Source organism: Bordetella pseudohinzii (genome assembly GCF_000657795.2).
Taxonomy (GTDB): domain Bacteria; phylum Pseudomonadota; class Gammaproteobacteria; order Burkholderiales; family Burkholderiaceae_B; genus Bordetella; species Bordetella pseudohinzii.
Genome location: NZ_JHEP02000002.1, coordinates 222,515 through 241,467, shown reverse-complemented (window position 1 = coordinate 241,467; position 18,953 = coordinate 222,515). Strand labels below are relative to the sequence as shown.

Here is an 18,953-nt window from a genome sequence, read left to right as displayed (position 1 = left end):
AGTGCGTCGACGTTGCGGACGATTATCCCGCATATTCTCACATGTCTCTATTTAAACGGTCTGTCGTCAGCGAGATTACCAGTCACGCGGGCGTGGTGTTTTCCACACTCGTGGTGGTATGGCTGAGTGTTCTGCTGGTGCGCCTGCTGGGCGAGGCCGCGGGCGGTTCCATTGGCGCTGACGTGGTGCTCGGCCTGGCCGCGTTTTCCACCATTACCGCCTTGCCCACGATTCTGGCGGTTTCCCTTTTCATCGCGGTGCTGACCACGGTCACGCGCAACTATCGCGAATCCGAGATGGTGGTGTGGTTCGCCAGCGGCCTGTCCCTGGCCGATTGGCTGCGGCCCGTGCTGCGCGTGGCCATTCCGGTGGCGGCCGTGGTGGCGGGGCTGACGCTGGTGGCTTCGCCCTGGGCCTATCGCCAGATCGGCGAGTACCGCGAGCGCTTTGAACAGCGTTCCGATCTGTCCAAGGTGGCGGCCGGCCAGTTCGCGGAATCCGGCCGCGGCGACCGGGTGTTTTTTGCCGAAGATCCCGTCGATCCGAGCGACGAACTCGGCGCGGTGTTTGCGCGCGCCATCGATCCGGAGTGGTTCAGCGTGCTCACGGCCAAGAGCGCGCGGGGCGAAACCCTGCCCAACGGCGACCGCTTCCTGGTGCTTTCGGGCGGCCATCGCTATGACCTCAAGCCCGGCACGCCCGAAGTGCGGCTGACCAATTTCCAGGAGTACGGCATCCGCCTGGAGAGCAAGGCGGGCGATGACCCCATCGCCGAGGCGCGGGCGGCGGCCGAGCGTTCGAGCAAGGCGCGCTCGACCGCGCAATTGATGCAGGACAATACAGACAGCGCCTGGTCGCAGGTCATGTGGCGGGTGTCCATGCCGCTGGCCGCCCTGAACCTGGCGCTGCTGGCCATTCCGCTGGGAGCGGTCAATCCACGCCTGGGACGTTCGGGCGACCTGTTGATCGCCGGCCTGGTCGGCCTGCTCTATATGAACCTCATCAATCTGTCGCGCGCCTGGATCAGCAGCGGCAAGCTGCCTTTCGGCGTGGGGGTGTGGATCATCCACGCCATCGTGCTGGCCTTCACGGTCTTCCTGCTCTATAAGCGCTTGCGCGTGAAGGCGCCCAAGCCGCCGAAGGCCGCGGCCTAGGGGCGGTTTCCGTCTTTGCCCGTCACCAGCTCGCCGGCGCGCCCGGCGAGCAGATCCCGGTTGCGCTCCGCCGCCTCGCGCATGAAGTCCCACAGCAGGCTGACGCGCTTGAGGCGGTAGAGGTCCTCGTGGCAATACATCCAGAAGCTGCGCGTTATCGCGACCTCGCCGCCCAGCACCGGCGAGAGCCTGGGATCCTGCGCGGCGATGAAGCAGGGCAGGATGGCCAGCGACTGGCCCTGCAGCGCCGCATGGTATTGCGCCACCACACTGGTGCTGCGCAGCACGACCCGGCTGTTGGGCAGGAGATCCTCCAGATAGCGCAGCCGCTCGCTGAAGAGCAACTCATCCACATACCCGATGAAACTATGGCCGGCCAGGTCGGCGCGCGAGCGGATGGGCGGATGGCGCGCCAGGTATTGGGGCGTGCCATAAAGCATGAGGGTGTAGTCGCATAGCCGGCTGCATACATAGGGGCCGCGCTGGGGGCGCTCGATGGTGATGGCCAGATCGGCTTCGCGCTTGGACAGGCTGACAAAGCGCGGCACCGGCAGGATGTCCAGCGTGATATGCGGGTAGCGGCGCTGGAAATCGGCCGCCAGCGGGGTGACGACATAGCTGCCGAAGCCTTCGGTGGCGCCGATGCGGATATGGCCGGACAGCGCCTGCCCGATGCCCGAGAGGCTTTCGCGGGCCGTATGCACGGTGCTTTCCAGCTGCTCGGCATACACAAAGAGGCGCTGGCCGTCCTCGGTCAGCACGAAGCCGGCGCTGCGCGATTTCTCGAACAGCAGGCTGCCCAGTTCGGCCTCCAGGGCGCGGATGCGGCGCGCCACGGTGGTGTGCTCCACGCCCAGGGTGCGGGCCGCGGCGCTCACGCGCTGGCTGCGGGCGACTTCCAGAAAGTAGCGCAGGCTGTCCCAGTCGAGCATGGCGGCATCCCCTGTCCTGTCGTGATGTTTTCGTTGTGCATGAATGCACAATACATGTGCATTCATGGCGTTGCTTGTGGATTTTCACACATCTACACTAGCTTGAGCCACAGCCGCGCACAGCGGCGGGCCAAGAAAAAAATCCACAGGAGACAAGTTCATGAAGATGCACGCGCGCGGTATCGCCGCAGGCCTGTGCCTGGGCGCCTTGTTGGTGGGGCAAGCCATGGCGGCCGACAAGCCGCCGGTCAAGATCGGCGTGTTGACGGACATGTCGGGCACCTATGCGGGCATGGGCGGCGCCGGCTCGGTGGCCGCCGCCCAGCTGGCCATCGACGACTGCCTGGCCGCCGAGTGCAAGGGCATGAAGATCGAGCTTGTTTCCGCCGACAACCAGAACAAGGCCGACGTCGGGGCGGCGCGCGCGCGCGAATGGTTCGACCGCGATGGCGTGACGGCCATCGCCGACCTGACCAATTCCGCGGTCGCCCTGGCGGTGCAGGGCATTGCCCGCGAGAAGAACAAGGTGGTGATGTTCTCCGGTCCGGCCACCACGGCGCTGACCAACAAGGAGTGCTCGCCGCTGGGCTTTCACTGGATGTTCGACACCTATTCGCAGTCCGCCGGCGGCGCCAAGGCGACGGTCAGGGCGGGCGGCAAGTCCTGGTTTTTCGTGACGGTGGACTATGCCTTCGGCCATTCGCTGGAGGCGGACACGGCCAAGGCGGTCAAGGCGCTCGGAGGCACGGTCGCCGGCAGCGTGCGGCATCCCCTGAACGCGCCGGACTTCGCTTCCTATCTGCTGCAGGCGCAGAGTTCCAAGGCCCAGGTGGTGGCGCTGGCCAATGGCGGGCAGGACACGGTCAACGCGGTCAAGCAGGCGCGTGAGTTCGGCATCGTCGACGGAGGGCAGCGCCTGGTGTCCCTGCTGATCTTCCTGTCGGACCTGCGGGCGCTGGGCCTGGACAACGCCCAGGGCCTTTCCTATGTCGATGGCTTTTACTGGGATTACGACGATGCCACGCGGCAATGGTCGGCGCGCTTCGAGAAGGCCTTCCGCGGCCTGAAGCCCACCATGACGCAGGCGGGCGTGTATTCCAGCGTGTTGCATTACTTGCGCGCGGTGGCCGCCAGCGGCAGCACCGATGGCAAGGTCGTGGCCGACAAGATGCGCGCACTGCCGATCAAGGATCCCATCATGCGCAATGCGTCCATCCGTCCCGATGGGCGCGTGATCCACGATATGTATCTGTACGAGGTGAAAAAACCCGCGGAGTCCAAGGGCGGCTGGGATTATTCCAAGCTGGTGGCGACGATTCCCGCGGCCGAGGCTTTCCAGCCCCTGGCCGATTCCACCTGCCCGCTGGTCAAGCCCTAGCGCCGATTCATACCCAAGGGGCGGCCGGCCGGCCGCCCATCCAAGCAGTCTGAGGAGCAAGCAATGAGCGAAGTCCCCCGCGTGCCGCTACTGATCGGCGGCAAACTGGTGCAGTCCAAGACCACGCAATGGCGTGATGTCATCAATCCGGCCACGCAGGAAGTCGTGGCCCAAGTGCCTTTCGCCACCCGCGAGGAGTTGGACCTGGCGGTTTCCAATGCCAAGGAAGCGTTCCAGACCTGGCGCAATGCGGGGCAGGGCCAGCGCATGCGCGTCATGCTCAAGTTCCAGCAGCTGCTGCGCGACAACACGGCCAAGTTGGCCGAGATGATCACGCGCGAGCACGGCAAGACGCTGCCCGACGCCGAGGGCGAGGTCGGGCGCGGGCTGGAAGTGGTCGAACATGCCTGCTCGATCGCCAGCCTGCAACTGGGCGAATACGCCGAGAACGCGGCCTCCGGCATCGACGTTTACACCCTGATCCAGCCGCTGGGCGTCTGCGCCGGCATCACCGCCTTCAATTTCCCGGTGATGCTGCCCTGCTTCATGTTTCCGATTGCCGTGTCCTGCGGCAATACCTTTGTGCTCAAGCCTTCCGAACAGGACCCCTCCGCCTCGCTCTACCTGGCCCAGCTGGCCCTGGAGGCGGGCCTGCCGCCCGGCGTGCTGAACGTGGTGCACGGCGGCCCCGACATCGCCAACGGCCTGTGCGAGCATCCCGACATCAAGGCCGTGTCCTTCATCGGATCGACCCGGGTGGGCACCGAGATCTATGACCGCGCGTCCAAGGCGGGCAAGCGCTGCCAGTCCATGATGGGGGCGAAGAACCACTGCGTGATCCTGCCGGATGCGGATCCCGAAGTGGCGCTCAACCAACTGGTGGGCGCGGCCTTTGGCGCGGCCGGCCAGCGCTGCATGGCGACCTCGGTCGCGGTGCTGGTGGGCGAGGCGCGCAACTGGCTGCCCGATTTCGTCGAGCGGTCCAAAAAGCTCAAGGTCAATGCCGGCACCGACCGCCAGGCCGATCTGGGGCCGCTGGTGTCGATCAATGCGCGCAAGCGTGTCGAGAGCCTGATCCAGAAGGGCGTGGAAGAGGGCGCCAAGCTGCTGCTCGACGGCCGCGGCATCAAGGTCGAGGGCTATGGCGAGGGCAATTTCGTCGGGCCGACGATTTTCGACGGCGTGACCGAAGACATGACCATCTACCAGGATGAGATCTTCGGCCCGGTGCTATGCGTGGTCGGCGTGGAAACGCTGGAGCAGGCCGTGGCCTTCGTCAACCGCAATCCGAATGGCAATGGCGTGGCGCTGTTCACCCAGGACGGGGGCGCGGCGCGCTACTTCCAGAACAACATCGACGTCGGCCAGGTCGGCATCAACATCCCCATCCCCGTGCCGGTGGCCTGGTTCAGCTTCACGGGCTCGCGCGGCTCCAAGCTGGGCGACCTCGGCCCCAACGGCAAGCAGGCCGTGCAGTTCTGGACGCAGACCAAGACGGTCACGGCGCGCTGGTCGGCCCATGGCCGCTCGGTGAACACCACCATCACCATGCGCTGAGCGCGCGTTCCGGCCCACGCCCCGGCCCCGTCAGGGCCGGGGTTTCTATTTGTGCAATCGCACAAGCTTATTTAAATAAGTAATATAGAGTGGATCTTATATTACTTATAATCAGCTGCACGAATAGGGGCCTCCATGAACCTCCAGCAATTCCGATTTGTGCGCGAAACCATCCGCCGGGACTTCAATCTCACCGAAGCCGCGCGCATGCTCTATACCTCCCAGCCTGGCGTGTCCAAGGCCATCATCGAGTTCGAGGATGAGCTGGGCATCAAGATCTTCGAGCGCCATGGCAAGCGTATCAAGGGACTGACCAAGCCCGGCCTGGCCGTCTCGCAGGTGATCGACCGCATCATGCGCGAGGTCGACAACCTGAAAAAGGTCAGCGACGAGTTCGCCCGCCGCGACGAGGGCGGCCTGGTCATCGCCTGCACCCATACGCAGGCGCGCTATCTGTTGCCCCGCGTCATCCCGGCCTTCCGCAAGCAATTTCCTAAGGTGCATCTGTCGCTGGCCGAGGGCAGCCCGGCCCAATTGGCCGAGATGGTGCTGCATGAGCAGGCCGACCTGGCCCTGGCCACGGAATCCCTGGCCTTGACGCCCGGCCTGGCGACGCTGCCGGTCTATGCCTGGGAACACACGGTGGTGGTGCGGCCGGACCATCCGCTGGCCGAGCTGAAGTCCTCCGAGGCCAAGCGGTTGAGCCTGGCGCAGCTGGCCGAGTATCCCATCGTGACCTACGACCGCGCCTTCACGGGCCGCAGCACCATAGACGAAGTCTTCGCCAACCAGGCCATCCATCCGGACATCGTGCTCGAGGCCATCGACGCCGATGTGATCAAGACCTATGTGGATGTCGGCCTGGGCATAGGCATCATCGCGGGCGTGGCCTATGACCCGCGGCGCGACAGCAACCTCGTCGGTCTGCCCGTGGGGCATCTGTTCGGCACCCACACCACCCGTGTCGGCGTGAAATCGGGCGTGTTCCTGCGCGATTACGTCTACACCTTCCTGGAGATGCTGGCGCCCTCGCTGACGCGCCAGGTGGTGACCGACGCCGTTCAGGGCTTGCCGCGCTGAACGCCGCGCCGCCGCCAGCCGCCCCTTCGGGGGCGGTTTTTTTTTGGGGCCGCGGCCAGGGCGATGCTCAGGGAAGCTATGCCCAGGGGCAAACCGATTGAAAGAATCAAATAAGAATCACTCTCATTTGATTTGACTAAACAATGGGAATCATTATCATTACCAAACACGCAACAACCGATGAGGTGAATCATGGTGGCAGGCTTGAGCGCGGTGGTGGTGGGTGCGGACCGGCTGGGCAATATCCCGGACCTCCTGAAGGGGCACAATATCTCGATCACGCATCACATCAGCGGGCGCGACCCCTCGCACCAGAAAAAGACCTTGCAGCTTCCCTCGGGCACCCAGTTGGTCATCCTGCTGACCGATTTCCTGGGGCATAACGTCATGAAGACCTTCCGCAATGCCGCGCAGCGCGGCGGCATCAAGGTCGTCGCTTGTCGACGCTCGGTGTGCAGCATGCAGCAGGCGCTGCAGCAATGCGGCCTGTGCAGCCAGGGCTGCAACAAAAAAGCCACCCGGCACTGAGTGTCCGCCCCATCGCCCGATCGGTCTTGATGCGGCAGCATTGCCGCCCGCGCCCCAGGTGGGCGCTTTTTTGCGTCTGGCTCAATGAAAAACACCGGCCAGGGCCGGTGTGTGTGCTCAGTCGTTGGAGGCGCGGGCGGAAGCCAGCAGGCTGCCATCCAGGCGCCGCGCGCCGTTGTAGCGCTTGGACCAATACGCCAGGGTCATGTCCTCGACGCGGACCACGCCGCCGGCGCTGGGCGAGTGCACGAAGCGGTTGTCGCCCATATAGATGCCCACATGCGAATAGCGGCGCCCCAGGGTGTTGAAGAACACCAGATCGCCGGGGCGCAATTCCTTGCGGTCGATGACCGTGGCCTGGCGGGCGATGTCGGCGGCATTGCGGGGCAATTTCACGCCCAGCGAGCGTTCGACGGAATAGGCGACCAGGCCGCTGCAATCAAAACCGGTATCGGGCGAATTACCGCCGAAACGGTAGCGCACGCCCAGCTGGTTGAGGGCTTCGGCCACCAGGACGCTGTCGCTGGCGAAGGGCGCCTGCGCCTGGCGCTGGCGTTCGCGCTTGAGTTTGTGTGTGACGAGCAGGCCGATGGGATCATCGGCGGTGGCGACCCATTCGGTTTCGTAGGGGTCGATTTCGGAATCGTAGGCGGAAGTCTGCGTCCCCTTGGTCGCGCAACCCGCCATCACCGCCACGCAGAAGACCGACGCGCACAGGCGCAGGCCCCGGCGAACAAGGCGGGAGGAGGTGTCAGGTAGCGCGAGGCAGGAGTGTCGATGCATGCTCACCGAGACCGGTCCGGCGCCCAAAAAATGGGGGTGCGGATCATGGTTAGAAAAAATTTATCGGGCGATTCTACCAAATCTATTATTACATCCGGGTGAAAGCACATGCGAAAAAACGCGGTTTCGGGCCCGGAGCAGCCTGGGGGAATCCCCAGGTGGGGCGGCAAGCCTGGTGCAAGGTTGGCCGCCGAGAATAAGGTAAGACGAGTTACCGAAGGGCTACCGAACCATAACAGGAGACAAGCATGGAAAAAACCCGGGATTTCCACTATCGGTCCATCCATGAGCGGGATGCCTTCTGGCGTAAAGAAGCCGAGCGCATTCACTGGGAGACGCCGTTCGAGGAGGTATTGGATTTTACCCGTCCCCCATTTGCCAGGTGGTTTGTCGGCGGCCGCACGAATCTCTGCTACAACGCCGTGGACCGCTGGCTGCCGCAGCAGGCCGATGCGCCGGCGCTGATCTGGGTGTCCACCGAAGTGGACCAGGAGCGCATCTACACCCGCCGCGAGCTTTACGAGGAGGTCAACGCGGTGGCCGCCATGCTGCGCGAACAAGGGGTGGCGCGCGGCGACCGCGTGCTGCTCTACATGCCCATGGTGCCGGAGGCGGTGTTCACCATGCTGGCTTGCGCGCGGCTGGGCGCCATCCACTCCGTGGTTTTCGGCGGTTTTGCCTCGGTCAACCTGGCCCAGCGCATCGACGACGCCCAGCCCAAGGTGGTGGTCTGCACCGACGGCGGCTCGCGCGCCGGCAAGGTGGTGGCCTATAAGCCCTTGCTGGACAAGGCGTTGTCGCTGGCCCAGCACCCGCCGGGCGCGGTGATCATGCTGGACCGGGGGCTGGCGGCCTGCGAGCGCCAGCCCGGCCGCGACCTGGATTACGCCGAATTGCGCGCCCGCCACGAAGGCGCCCGGGTGCCCGTGGCCTGGCTGGAGTCCTCCGAGCCCAGCTATATTCTCTACACCTCCGGCACGACGGGCCGCCCCAAGGGCGTGCAGCGCGACACCGGCGGCTATGCCGTGGCCCTGGCCTCGTCGATGGAGTATCTGTTCGACGGCCGGCCCGGCGACACCTATTTCTGCACCAGCGATATCGGCTGGGTGGTGGGGCACTCCTATATCGTGTATGGGCCGCTGATCGGCGGCCAGGCCTCCATCCTCTACGAGGGCACGCCGGTGCGTCCGGATGGCGCCATCCTCTGGAGCCTGGTCGAGCGCTTCCGGGTCAACACCCTGTTTTCGGCGCCCACGGCGGTGCGGGTGCTCAAGCGCCAGGATCCCGCGCTGCTGAAGCGCCATGACCTGTCTTCGCTGCGCGCGCTCTATCTGGCCGGCGAGCCCCTGGACGAACCCACGGCCCAATGGATATCGGAGGGCTTGGGCAAACCCATCATCGACAACTACTGGCAAACCGAGTCCGGCTGGCCCATCCTGTCGGCCCAACCGGGCGTGGAGCGGGTGCCGACCCGTTTCGGCAGCCCGTCGTTCCCGGTCTATGGCTTTGACGTGCGCGTGGTGAGCGAGGCCGACGGCCAGGACCTCGGGCCCAACCAGAAAGGGGTGGTGGCCATCGTGCCGCCGCTGCCGCCGGGGGCGCTGTCCACCGTGTGGGGCGATGACGAGCGTTTTGTGCAGACCTATTTCTCGTCCATTCCGGGCCGCCAGCTGTATTCGACCTTCGATTGGGGCCTGCGCGACCAGGACGGTTATTGGTTCATTCTCGGGCGCACCGATGATGTCATCAATGTGGCGGGTCATCGCCTGGGCACGCGCGAGATCGAGGAGTCGGTCAACAGCCATGCCGACGTGGCCGAATGCGCGGTGGTGGGCGTGGCCGATAGCCTGAAGGGCCAGGTCGCCCTGGCCTTTGTGGTGGTCAAAAGGCCGGAGACGCTGGAGGCCCAAGGCGCGGCCCAGACCCTGGAAGGGGATATCATGCGCGTGGTGGAGGATCAGTTGGGCGCGATCGCGCGCCCCGCCCGCATCCGTTTTGTCGGCGCGCTGCCCAAGACGCGCTCCGGCAAGGTGTTGCGCCGGGCCATCGTGGCGATCTGCGAAGGCCGCGACCCGGGTGATCTCACCACGATAGAAGACCCCACCTCACTCGAACAGATCAAGGAATCGCTGTAATGAAATCCAAACCGGTGCTGGCCGCGGAAGACGTCAAGAAGATCCTCGCCGCGGCCGAGGCGCATGCGCTAGCCAATAAGTGGGCCGTGGCGATCGCCGTCGTGGATGACGGCGGCCATCTGCTGGGCATGCTGCGCGGCGACGGCGCGGCGCCCATCTCCTCCCATCTCGCGCCGTCCAAGGCGCGCACCGCCGCGCTGGGCCGCCGTGAATCCCGCCTCTACGAAGAAATCATCAACAACGGCCGCTATTCTTTCCTGTCGGCGCCGGAGCTCGAAGGCATGCTCGAAGGCGGCGTGCCCGTCGTGGCCGAGGGCCAGGTGGTGGGCGCCGTGGGCGTGTCGGGCGTGAAATCCAGCGAGGATGCGGAAATTGCGCGGGCGGGCATTGCGGCGCTGGGCCTGTGACCTTGCCGGCGCAAGACAGCGCCGGTGAAGACCGGCGCTTGCTCAACCCGGGCGTGCGCCGGCGCGAGGTCTGGGCCTGGGCCATGTATGACTTCGCCAATTCCGGCTACACCACGGTCATCCTGACCACGGTGTTCAGCACCTATTTCGTCGCCGTCGTGGGCCAGCGCGCCCACTGGGCGACGCTGGCCTGGACGGCGGCGCTGTCGCTGTCCTATCTGGCCATCATGCTGACCATGCCCACGCTGGGCGCGCGCGCCGATGCGCGCGCGGGCAAGCGCCGTCTGCTCTATGCCAGCACCGTGGGCTGTGTGCTGGCCACGCTGCTGTTGGCGCGGGTCGGGCCGGGCGATGTCTGGCTGGCCTTGGCGGCCATTGCCGTCTCCAATTACTGCTATTGCATAGGCGAGTCCGTCGTGGCGGCCTTTTTGCCCGAGCTGGCGCGTCCCAAAGCGCTGGGCCGCGTGTCGGGCTGGGGCTGGAGCTTCGGTTATTGCGGCGGCATGCTGACGCTGGGCCTGTGCCTGGTCGTGGTGAGCCGCGGCGAGGCCGCCGGCCAGGGCGCCGAGCAATATGTGCCCTGGGTCATCGTCGTGACCTGCGCGATGTTCAGCCTGGCGGCCCTGCCGTCATTCCTGCTGCTGCGCGAGCGGGCCCGGCCGCATGCCATGAAGCTGGCCGCGCCCGATATGCTGCGCCGGCTGGCGCGCGCCTGGCGCGAGACCGGCCAGCATTACCCGGAGTTCCGCCGCCTGTTGGTTTGCGGCGCCTGCTATCAGGCGGGCATCTCGGTGGTGATCACGCTGGCGGCCATCTATGCGGAGCAGGTGATGGGCTTCGCCATGGCGCAGATCATGCTGCTGGTGTTCACGGTCAATATCGCCGCGGCGGCCGGCGCCTTCAGCTTCGGCTATATCCAGGACCGCATCGGCCACAAGCGCGCCCTGGGCCTGACGCTGCTGGGCTGGATCGCCATGGTGCTGGTGGCCTATTCGGCCACCACCGTGCCCGTCTTCTGGGTGGCCGCCACGCTGGCCGGCCTGTGCATGGGCACCAGCCAGAGCGCCGGACGCGCCATGACGGGCGCGCTGGCGCCGGAAGGCCGCCTGGCGGAGTTCTTCGCGCTCTGGACCTTCGCCGTCCAGCTGGCGGCGGTCGTGGGGCCGCTCACCTATGGCCTGGTGACCTGGATCACGGCCGGCAATCACCGGCTGGCGATTCTGGTGACGGGGCTGTTCTTCGTGGGCGGCCTGCTGTTGCTGGCCCGCGTGGACCTGGCCCGCGGCATCGCCCGCAAGGAAGCCGCCTGAGCCGGGCTGCTATTCTTATGAACTGGCCACCATGCAAGATGCCGCGCCAGCTGGGATGCCCCGGCTGCGTAAGGTGCTCGTAAGAGCATGGCGATACGGTTGCGTGTCGACAGAACGGCAGCACCAAAATCACGAATCGGAGACAAAACCATGTCGAATGCCATCCAATCCGTCTTGGTGGAAACCCGCGTGTTTCCCCCGCCCGAGCGCGCCGTCAAGGGCGCGGCGATTTCGGGCATGGACGCCTACCGCGCGCTGGCCGAGGAGGCCGAGCGCGACCCCGACGGCTTCTGGGCCCGCCATGCGCGCGAAAACCTGCAATGGACCAAGCCCTTTACCGAGGTGCTGGACGAAAGCCAGGCGCCGTTCTATCGCTGGTTCGGCGATGGCGAACTGAATGTCTCGGCCAATTGCCTGGACGTGCACCTGACCAACGGCAATGCCGACAAGACCGCCATCATCTTCGAGGGCGATGACGGCAAGGTCGAGAAGGTCAGCTATCGCGAATTGCTGGCCCGCGTGTGCCGCTTCGCCAACGGCCTGAAATCGCTGGGCTACAAGAAGGGCGATCGCGCCATCATCTATATGCCCATGTCCATCGAGGCGGTGGTGGCCATGCAGGCCTGCGCCCGCCTGGGCGTGACGCACTCGGTGGTTTTCGGCGGCTTCTCGGCCAAGAGCCTGCAGGAGCGCATCGTCGACGTCGGCGCCTCGCTGATCATCACGGCCGATGAGCAGGTGCGGGGCGGCAAGGTCATCCCGCTCAAGCCGGCGGTCGAGGAGGCCTTCGCCATGGGCGGCTGCGAGGCCGTCTCCAAGGTCATCGTCTATCGCCGCACCGGCGGCAAGGTCGCCTGGACCGAAGGCCGCGACCTCTGGATGCACGAGGTCCAGGCCGGCCAGCCCGACACCTGCGAGCCGGTGCCGGTCAATGCCGAGCATCCGCTGTTCATCCTGTACACCTCCGGTTCCACCGGCAAGCCCAAGGGCGTGCAGCATTCGTCGGCCGGCTATCTGCTGTGGGCGCTGCTGACGGTCAAGTGGACCTTCGACGCGCGCGCCGACGATGTCTATTGGTGCACGGCCGATGTGGGCTGGGTTACCGGCCACACCTATATCACCTACGGCCCGCTGGCCGCCGGCCTGACGCAGATCGTCTTCGAGGGCGTGCCGACCTTCCCCGATGCCGGCCGCTTCTGGGACATGATCGCGCGCCACAAGGTCAGCGTGTTCTATACGGCGCCCACGGCCATCCGTTCGCTGATCAAGGCGTCGGAGGCCGCGCCGCAGACCCATCCGCGCAATTTCGACCTCAACAGCCTGCGCATCATCGGCTCGGTGGGCGAGCCCATCAACCCCGAGGCCTGGATCTGGTATCACAAGAACGTGGGCCAGGAGCGCTGCCCCATCGTGGATACCTGGTGGCAGACCGAAACCGGCGGCCACATGATCACGCCGCTGCCTGGCGCCACGCCGCTCAAGCCCGGGTCCTGCACCTTGCCCCTGCCGGGCATCGCCGCGGCCATCGTCGACGAGACCGGCGCCGACGTCGAGCAGGGCAATGGCGGCTTCCTGGTCATCAAGCGCCCCTGGCCGGCCATGATCCGCACCATCTGGGGCGATCCGGAGCGCTTCAAGAAGAGCTATTTCCCGCCTGAACTGCGCGGCTATTATCTGGCGGGCGACGGGGCGCAGCGCGATGCCGACGGCTATTTCTGGATCATGGGCCGCATCGACGACGTGCTCAACGTCTCGGGCCATCGCCTGGGCACCATGGAGGTCGAGTCGGCGCTGGTCGCGCATGAACTGGTGGCCGAAGCCGCCGTGGTGGGGCGTCCCGACGACACCACGGGCGAAGCCGTGGTGGCCTTCGTGGTCCTCAAGCGCGTGCGCCCGGAGGGCGAGGAGGCCCAGGTCATCGCCAAGCAGCTGCGCGACTGGGTGGCCAAGGAAATCGGCCCCATCGCCAAACCCAAGGACATCCGTTTCGGCGACAACCTGCCCAAGACCCGTTCCGGCAAGATCATGCGCCGTCTGCTGCGCGTGGTCGCCAAGGGCGAAGAAATCACCCAGGACGTCTCCACGCTTGAAAACCCGGCCATCCTGGAGCAGTTGTCCAAACCCCTGTAAGCCGGCGGACAAAATCAAGAGAGCATAATGTGGGCCTGCGCGGATGCGCAGGCCTTTTTTTCGGGTCGATCATCTTGTTTTTCGGGGGTTTGCAGTGAATCGCAGTCGTTTCGACCGTTCGGGGCTGGGCCTGATGCTGGCCACCATCCTGGTCTGGTCGGGCGCCTGGATTGCGATGAAGCTCATCGTTCCCTATATCGGTCCTTATGATTTCGTGGTGGTGCGCTATCTGTGCGGCGCACTGGTGCTGTTCGTCGGCGTGCTGCTGAGCGGCCGGCCGCTGGCCATGCCGCCCTGGCGCCTGACGGTGCTGGTGGGGCTGACGCAGACGGCGGGCTTTCAGGGCTTTGTGCAGACGGCGCTGGTCACCGGCGGCGTGGGCAAGGTCTCGCTCATGGCCTACACCATGCCTTTCTGGGTCATCCTGCTGGCCTGGCTGATTCTCAAGGAGCGGCCCACTCGCATGCATTGGGCCGGCATCGCGCTGGCGGCCTGCGGCCTCATATGTTTCGCGCGGCCCTGGGACGGCTTGGGCGATGACTTCCTGCCCATGGCCCTGGGCGTGGGCAGCGGCCTGTGCTGGGGCCTGGGCACCGTGCTGTCCAAGCTCATGTTCGACAGGCACGCGCCCGATATCCTGACTTTCACGGCCTGGCAGATGCTGGTCGGCGCGCTGGCGATGACGCCGGTGGCGCTGCTGGTGCCGCAGATCGACGCCGTCTGGGGCTGGCAACTGTGGACGGGGATGACCTACATCATCCTGGTGGCCACCGCCTTGGCCTGGGTGATGTGGCTGCTGGTGGTCCGGCGCGTGCCGGCCTCGATCGCCGGCCTGTCGGCCCTGGGCGTGCCGGTGGTTGCCGTCCTGCTGGCCTGGTTGATCCTGCATGAGCGCCCGACGCCGATGGACCTGGCGAGCATGCTGTTTATCATGGCCGGCATCTGGGTGGTCAGCCGGGCCCGGCCGCGTAAACCCTGAACACGAAATGGAAACCACGATGATAGATTTTCGCAGCGATACCGTAACCCGTCCTTCGGCGGCCATGTTGCAGGCCATGACGCAGGCGCCGCTGGGCGATGACGTGATGGGCGACGACCCCAGCGTCATCAGCCTGCAGCGCGCCGTGGCCGAGCGTGCCGGCAAGGAGGCGGGACTGTTCTTTCCCACGGGCACGCAAAGCAATCTGGCCGGCCTGATGGCGCATTGCGGGCGCGGCGATGAGTACCTGGTGGGGCAGCTGGCCCACACCTATAAATACGAAGGCGGCGGCGCGGCCGTGCTGGCCAGTATCCAGCCCCAGCCCATCGAGCACGATGCGGATGGCTCGCTGCCGCTGGCCAAGCTGGCGGCGGCCGTCAAGCCCCTGGGCGATCCGCACTATGCGCGCACCCGCCTGCTGGCGCTGGAGAACACCTTCCAGGGCAAGGTGATTCCGCAGGCCTATATTCTGGAGGCCACCGCCTTTGCGCGGAGCAAGGGCCTGGGCACCCACCTGGACGGCGCGCGCGTCTTCAATGCCAGCGTGGCCAGCGGACTGGCCTTGGCCGAGCTATGCCAGCCCTTCGACACCGTGTCGATCTGCTTTTCCAAGGGACTGGGCGCGCCGGTGGGATCGGTGCTGGCGGGCAGCCAGGCCTTGATCGATCAGGCCCGGCGCTGGCGCAAGGTGCTGGGCGGCGGCATGCGGCAGGCCGGGGTGCTGGCCGCGGCCGCGCACTATGCGCTCGAACACAATGTGGCGCGCCTGGCCGAAGATCATGAAAACGCGCGCCGGCTGGCCCAGGGGCTGGCGGCCCTGCCTGGCGTGCACGTGCATGCCCAGGACACCAATATGACCTTTGTGAGTTTCGCGGCCGAGCACCGGGCCGCCCTGAACCAGGGCCTGAAAGAAGAGGGCATCCTGATGAGCGCCGTTTATGACGGCCCCGTGCGCCTGGTGACGCATCTGGATATCTCGCGCCAGGATATCGAGCAGGCGCTGCGGGTTTTCGCCCGCCTGCTGGGCGCCTGAATTCAGGGCACCTGGTCCCGGTCGTTCAGGCCGTAATCGCGCACCACGGCCGCCACGCGCAGGCGGTAGTCGGCAAAGACGCCGCCACGGCCGGCCGCCTGGGCTTGCCGGTGCGGGCCATGCTCGCGCCAGGCCCGCACGCTGGCCTCATCGCGCCAGAACGACAGCGACAGCAGCTTGTCCGGATCCGACAGGCTCTGGAAGCGCTCGACCGAGATAAAGCCATCCATGGTCTGCAGCGCCGGTTTCAGCTGCGCGGCGATATCCAGGTAGGCCTGGCGGTCATGCGGAAGGACTTCGAAAATGACGGCGATCATGCGGGCTCCTCGATATGAGCGTCACAGTGTGGCGCGCCTGGCCGGCGCTTGCTTCGATCGCGCTCAAACCATGCCGCGCTCGATCAGGTCGCGGTAGCCGGCCAGCGAATCGGGCCAGCGCAGGGCCAGCCCGCTGGCCTTGAGCCGCCGGTTGCTCATGCGCTTGCTGCCGACCTGGGCCGGCGCGGGGCCCGGAGCCGGAGGCGGAGCCTGCAAGAGGCGGGCCAGGGCGCCGTATAGCTGGTCCAGCGGCATGGGCGTGTCGTCGGCGCCAAGATAGCAGGGCAGGGGCGCCGGCAGATGCAGCAGATGATCGACCGCGGCGGCGGCATCGTCGATATGGATGCGGTTGGCCCAGTGGCCGGCCGCGGCGCGCGCCTGGCCTTCGCGCAGACGCTGCAGCAGCTGGCTGCGTCCCGGCCCATAAAGACCTGCCAGGCGCAGCACCACCGCGCCGGGCAGGTTGGCCTGCAGCCATTGTTCGGCTTGCAGCAACAGGCGTCCATTGAACCCCTGGGGGGCGGTCGGCGTGTCTTCGTCTATCCATTGGCCGCCATGCTCGCCATAGACCGCCGACGACGATACAAAAACCCAGCGCCGGGGCTGTGGGCCAAGCGCCGCCAGCAAATGGCGCGGGCCGTCCACGAAGACGGCCCGGTAGCGGTCGGGGTCGCGGCCGCCCGGGGCCGGCAGATAGGCCACGCGGTCGATGTGCCGGGGCAGGCCGGCCAGGCTGGCCGGGTCCGCCAGGTCGGCGGCGATCCAGCGGATCGCCGCTGGCGCCGCCGAGGGAGGATGGCGGCGCAAGGCCCAGACTTCGAGGCCCCGCGCCAGCAGGCGCTCGGCCACGCGCAGGCCCAGATCGCCGCAGCCGGCCAGCAATACCGCTTGCGCCATGACAGCTCCCGAAGAGGGGGCCGTGGCCCCGCTGCTTGCCTTACATCCCGTTGTAGACCGGCCCTTCGCCGCCCTGCGGGGCGACCCAGACGATGTTCTGCTTCGGGTCCTTGATGTCGCAGGTCTTGCAGTGCACGCAGTTCTGCGCGTTGATCTGCAGGCGGTCCGCGCCGTGGTCATCCTTGACGAACTCGTACACCCCGGCCGGACAGTAGCGCGCCTCGGGGCCGCCATAGGTGGCCAGGTTGACCTCCACCGGGATGTCCGGATTTTTCAGCGTCAGGTGGATGGGCTGGTTTTCTTCGTGGTTGGTGTTGGAGATGAACACCGAACTGAGACGGTCGAAGGTCAGCTTGCCGTCGGGCTTGGGATAGTCGATGCGGGCGCATTGCGCCGCCGGCTGCAGGCTGGCGTGGTCGGGCTTGTTGTTGCGCAGCGTCCAGGGCATCTTGCCCTTGAGCAGCCATTGTTCGATACCGGTCATGACGACACCGACGCTGCGCCCCTTCTTGAACCATTGCTTGAAGTTGCGCGCCTTGTTCAGTTCTTCGTGCAGCCAGGAGGATTCGAAGGCCTGCGGATAGGCGGCGAGTTCGTCGGCGCGGCGGTCGGCCACGATGGCGTCGAAGGCGGCCTCGGCGGCCAGCTTGCCGGACTTGATCGCGGCATGGCTGCCCTTGATGCGCGAGGCGTTCAGGAAGCCGGCGTCGCAGCCGATGAGCGCGCCGCCCGGGAAGACCAGCTTGGGCAGCGACAGCAGGCCGCCGGCGGTAATGGCGCGCGCGCCGTAGGCGATGCGCTTGCCGCCCTCGAAGGTGCCGCGGATGGCGGGGTGGGTCTTGTAGCGCTGGAATTCTTCGAAGGGCGACAGCCAGGGGTTGGCGTAGTCCAGGCCCACGATGAGGCCGACCACCACGAGGTTGTTGTCCAGGTGGTAGAGGAAAGAGCCGCCATAGGTGTCGGAGTCCAGCGGCCAGCCGGCGGTGTGCACGACCAGGCCCGGGCGCGATTGGGCCGGATCGACTTCCCACATTTCCTTGATGCCGATGCCATAGGATTGGGCATTGCGGCCTTCGTCCAGCTTGAAGCGCTCGGTCAGCTGGCGGCCCAGCTGGCCGCGGGCGCCCTCGGCGAACAGGGTGTAGCGCGCCAGCAGCTCCATGCCGGGCTGGTAGTGGTCGGTGTGCGAGCCGTCGCGGGCCACGCCCATGTCGCCGGTGGCCACGCCGCGCACGGCGCCGTTTTCGTCGTAGAGCACTTCGACCGCGGCAAAGCCCGGGAAGATATCCACGCCCAGGGCCTCGGCCTGCTCGCCCAGCCATTTGGCGACTTCGCCCAGGCGGACAATGTAATTGCCCTTGTTGTGGAAACAGGCCGGCAGCAGCCATTCCGGGGTGGAGCGGGCGCCCTTGTCGGACAGGAAAAGAAATTTATCCTGGGTCACCGGCACGTTCAGCGGCGCGCCTTTTTCTTTCCAGTCGGGAATCAACTCGGTCAGGGCGATCGGGTCCATGACCGCGCCCGACAGGATGTGGGCGCCGATCTCCGAACCTTTCTCCAGCACGCAGACGCTGATTTCATGGTTTTTTTCGGCTGCCAGTTGTTTCAGGCGGATGGCGCTGGCGAGGCCGGCGGGGCCACCCCCCACCACGACCACGTCATACTCCATCGACTCGCGTTCGGACATTTGTAAAGCTCCCCCTATTTCAGTCCCACTCCCGCGGGAAGTATCATCAAAGATCCGTCGATTGTATTGCAGCTGGCGCCAGGCCGCCGCCGCAAACAGGGAGCGGCGGAAAATGAATTCCAGGAGTACGGTTTGGACCGCGTAACACCAGAGCCGGCGCCGCTTGCAGAAGGCGCCTGGCACCAGATCGACCTGCCTTTGCGCTGGGGCGATATGGATGCCTTGAACCACCTGAACAACACCATTTATTTCCGCCTCATGGAAGAGGCGCGGGTGTGCATCCTGCGCCAGGCCGGCATGAAGCTGCCGGACGACGAGGGCCCCATCCTGGCGCATGCCGCCTGCGACTTCATCAAGCCCCTGGGCTATCCGGCGACCGTGCGCGTGACGCACCGCCTGCTGCGCCTGGGCCGCTCCAGCATGGAGCTGGAGCTGACCCTGGAGAAGGTGGGCGATGACAGCGGCCCTTATGCCCGGGGCCGCAATGTGCTGGTCTGGATGGACTACGTGGCCAATCGTTCCAAGGCCTGGCCGGCCGAGGTGCTGGCCCGGCTGGGGGCCCAGTTCAAGCCGCCCGGCAACAAGGCGGCCGGCTGCCGCTAAAATCTGCGGCAAAGCACAAAAACGATGGCCGGGGGGAGCGCTC

Annotated in this window: 17 protein-coding genes; 12 read left to right on the top strand and 5 right to left on the bottom strand. The window is 66.1% G+C overall.

Going from position 1 to position 18,953, the window contains the following annotated elements; genetic code table 11:
• The first annotated feature begins 41 nt into the window (after positions 1-41).
• Positions 42-1,154 carry an LPS export ABC transporter permease LptF gene (gene lptF / locus L540_RS03280; RefSeq protein WP_082149528.1) on the top strand — a complete coding sequence of 371 codons (1,113 nt, stop codon included), beginning with the start codon at positions 42-44 and terminating at the stop codon, positions 1,152-1,154.
• Here lptF and L540_RS03275 read toward each other — a convergent pair.
• Positions 1,151-2,086 (bottom strand): LysR family transcriptional regulator, encoded by a 936-nt coding sequence (locus tag L540_RS03275; protein WP_043212663.1) that lies wholly within the window; start codon positions 2,084-2,086, stop codon positions 1,151-1,153. The genes lptF and L540_RS03275 overlap by 4 nt on opposite strands.
• Positions 2,087-2,246: 160 nt before the next feature.
• Between L540_RS03275 and L540_RS03270 the strand changes: the two genes are divergently transcribed.
• From L540_RS03270 to L540_RS03255, 4 genes are all read left to right on the top strand, one after another.
• Positions 2,247-3,464 (top strand): ABC transporter substrate-binding protein, encoded by a 1,218-nt coding sequence (locus L540_RS03270; RefSeq protein ID WP_043212664.1) that lies wholly within the window; start codon positions 2,247-2,249, stop codon positions 3,462-3,464.
• A gap of 63 nt (positions 3,465-3,527) precedes the next feature.
• The gene (locus L540_RS03265) at positions 3,528-5,021 is read left to right on the top strand and encodes a CoA-acylating methylmalonate-semialdehyde dehydrogenase (protein ID WP_043212665.1); all 1,494 of its coding nucleotides are present in this window, start codon (positions 3,528-3,530) and stop codon (positions 5,019-5,021) included.
• A gap of 135 nt (positions 5,022-5,156) precedes the next feature.
• Positions 5,157-6,101 carry a CysB family HTH-type transcriptional regulator gene (locus L540_RS03260; protein ID WP_043212667.1) on the top strand — a complete coding sequence of 315 codons (945 nt, stop codon included), beginning with the start codon at positions 5,157-5,159 and terminating at the stop codon, positions 6,099-6,101.
• Between the two features lie 192 nt (positions 6,102-6,293).
• Positions 6,294-6,629, top strand: a complete 336-nt coding sequence (locus L540_RS03255) for a DUF2325 domain-containing protein (RefSeq protein ID WP_043212669.1) — start codon at positions 6,294-6,296, stop codon at positions 6,627-6,629.
• A gap of 117 nt (positions 6,630-6,746) precedes the next feature.
• Here L540_RS03255 and L540_RS03250 read toward each other — a convergent pair whose 3' ends face one another.
• A complete protein-coding gene (locus L540_RS03250) occupies positions 6,747-7,412 on the bottom strand; it encodes a C40 family peptidase (protein WP_043212671.1) in 666 nt (221 codons plus the stop codon).
• A gap of 248 nt (positions 7,413-7,660) precedes the next feature.
• Here L540_RS03250 and L540_RS03245 point away from each other — a divergent pair, with 248 nt between their 5' ends.
• The 6 genes from L540_RS03245 to ltaE all read left to right on the top strand — a co-directional run bounded on the left by L540_RS03245 (position 7,661) and on the right by ltaE (position 15,406).
• Positions 7,661-9,547, top strand: coding sequence for a propionate--CoA ligase (locus L540_RS03245; RefSeq protein ID WP_043212672.1), 1,887 nt, complete (start codon positions 7,661-7,663; stop codon positions 9,545-9,547).
• Complete coding sequence (locus tag L540_RS03240; protein ID WP_043212674.1) at positions 9,547-9,954, top strand: heme-binding protein; 408 nt, start codon at positions 9,547-9,549, stop codon at positions 9,952-9,954. The genes L540_RS03245 and L540_RS03240 overlap by 1 nt, the downstream gene beginning before the upstream one ends.
• Complete coding sequence (locus L540_RS03235) at positions 9,951-11,264, top strand: MFS transporter (protein WP_331456655.1); 1,314 nt, start codon at positions 9,951-9,953, stop codon at positions 11,262-11,264. Before L540_RS03240 ends, L540_RS03235 begins: the two co-directional genes overlap by 4 nt.
• Positions 11,265-11,414: 150 nt before the next feature.
• Positions 11,415-13,394, top strand: a complete 1,980-nt coding sequence (gene acs / locus L540_RS03230) for an acetate--CoA ligase (protein ID WP_043212676.1) — start codon at positions 11,415-11,417, stop codon at positions 13,392-13,394.
• A gap of 94 nt (positions 13,395-13,488) precedes the next feature.
• Positions 13,489-14,373 (top strand): DMT family transporter, encoded by an 885-nt coding sequence (locus tag L540_RS03225; protein WP_043212677.1) that lies wholly within the window; start codon positions 13,489-13,491, stop codon positions 14,371-14,373.
• Positions 14,374-14,392: 19 nt separating this feature from the next.
• Positions 14,393-15,406 carry a low-specificity L-threonine aldolase gene (ltaE, locus tag L540_RS03220; RefSeq protein ID WP_043213062.1) on the top strand — a complete coding sequence of 338 codons (1,014 nt, stop codon included), beginning with the start codon at positions 14,393-14,395 and terminating at the stop codon, positions 15,404-15,406.
• 2 nt (positions 15,407-15,408) lie between these two features.
• Here the strand turns inward: ltaE and L540_RS03215 are convergent, their stop codons facing one another.
• From L540_RS03215 to L540_RS03205, 3 genes are all read right to left on the bottom strand, one after another.
• Positions 15,409-15,723: an antibiotic biosynthesis monooxygenase family protein gene (locus L540_RS03215; RefSeq protein WP_043212679.1), complete on the bottom strand. Its 315-nt coding sequence runs from the start codon at positions 15,721-15,723 to the stop codon at positions 15,409-15,411.
• Positions 15,724-15,786: 63 nt separating this feature from the next.
• Positions 15,787-16,620 (bottom strand): SDR family oxidoreductase, encoded by an 834-nt coding sequence (locus L540_RS03210; RefSeq protein WP_043212681.1) that lies wholly within the window; start codon positions 16,618-16,620, stop codon positions 15,787-15,789.
• A gap of 40 nt (positions 16,621-16,660) precedes the next feature.
• Positions 16,661-18,307: an electron transfer flavoprotein-ubiquinone oxidoreductase gene (locus L540_RS03205; RefSeq protein WP_043212683.1), complete on the bottom strand. Its 1,647-nt coding sequence runs from the start codon at positions 18,305-18,307 to the stop codon at positions 16,661-16,663.
• A gap of 132 nt (positions 18,308-18,439) precedes the next feature.
• On the opposite strand from L540_RS03205, the gene L540_RS03200 reads away from it, so the two are divergent.
• Complete coding sequence (locus L540_RS03200; RefSeq protein WP_043213063.1) at positions 18,440-18,910, top strand: acyl-CoA thioesterase; 471 nt, start codon at positions 18,440-18,442, stop codon at positions 18,908-18,910.
• Positions 18,911-18,953 lie beyond the last annotated feature (43 nt).

What these genes read in the sequence shown, in the direction of transcription:
- acs (WP_043212676.1), top strand. Translation starts at nt 11,415, where the DNA reads ATGTCGAATGCCATCCAATCCGTCTTGGTGGAAACCCGCGTGTTTCCC.
- L540_RS03205 (WP_043212683.1), bottom strand. Translation starts at nt 18,307, where the DNA reads ATGTCCGAACGCGAGTCGATGGAGTATGACGTGGTCGTGGTGGGGGGT.
- L540_RS03240 (WP_043212674.1), top strand. Translation starts at nt 9,547, where the DNA reads ATGAAATCCAAACCGGTGCTGGCCGCGGAAGACGTCAAGAAGATCCTC.
- L540_RS03260 (WP_043212667.1), top strand. Translation starts at nt 5,157, where the DNA reads ATGAACCTCCAGCAATTCCGATTTGTGCGCGAAACCATCCGCCGGGAC.
- L540_RS03250 (WP_043212671.1), bottom strand. Translation starts at nt 7,412, where the DNA reads ATGCATCGACACTCCTGCCTCGCGCTACCTGACACCTCCTCCCGCCTT.
- L540_RS03255 (WP_043212669.1), top strand. Translation starts at nt 6,294, where the DNA reads ATGGTGGCAGGCTTGAGCGCGGTGGTGGTGGGTGCGGACCGGCTGGGC.
- L540_RS03210 (WP_043212681.1), bottom strand. Translation starts at nt 16,620, where the DNA reads ATGGCGCAAGCGGTATTGCTGGCCGGCTGCGGCGATCTGGGCCTGCGC.
- L540_RS03215 (WP_043212679.1), bottom strand. Translation starts at nt 15,723, where the DNA reads ATGATCGCCGTCATTTTCGAAGTCCTTCCGCATGACCGCCAGGCCTAC.
- L540_RS03265 (WP_043212665.1), top strand. Translation starts at nt 3,528, where the DNA reads ATGAGCGAAGTCCCCCGCGTGCCGCTACTGATCGGCGGCAAACTGGTG.
- ltaE (WP_043213062.1), top strand. Translation starts at nt 14,393, where the DNA reads ATGATAGATTTTCGCAGCGATACCGTAACCCGTCCTTCGGCGGCCATG.
- L540_RS03270 (WP_043212664.1), top strand. Translation starts at nt 2,247, where the DNA reads ATGAAGATGCACGCGCGCGGTATCGCCGCAGGCCTGTGCCTGGGCGCC.
- L540_RS03245 (WP_043212672.1), top strand. Translation starts at nt 7,661, where the DNA reads ATGGAAAAAACCCGGGATTTCCACTATCGGTCCATCCATGAGCGGGAT.
- L540_RS03275 (WP_043212663.1), bottom strand. Translation starts at nt 2,086, where the DNA reads ATGCTCGACTGGGACAGCCTGCGCTACTTTCTGGAAGTCGCCCGCAGC.
- lptF (WP_082149528.1), top strand. Translation starts at nt 42, where the DNA reads ATGTCTCTATTTAAACGGTCTGTCGTCAGCGAGATTACCAGTCACGCG.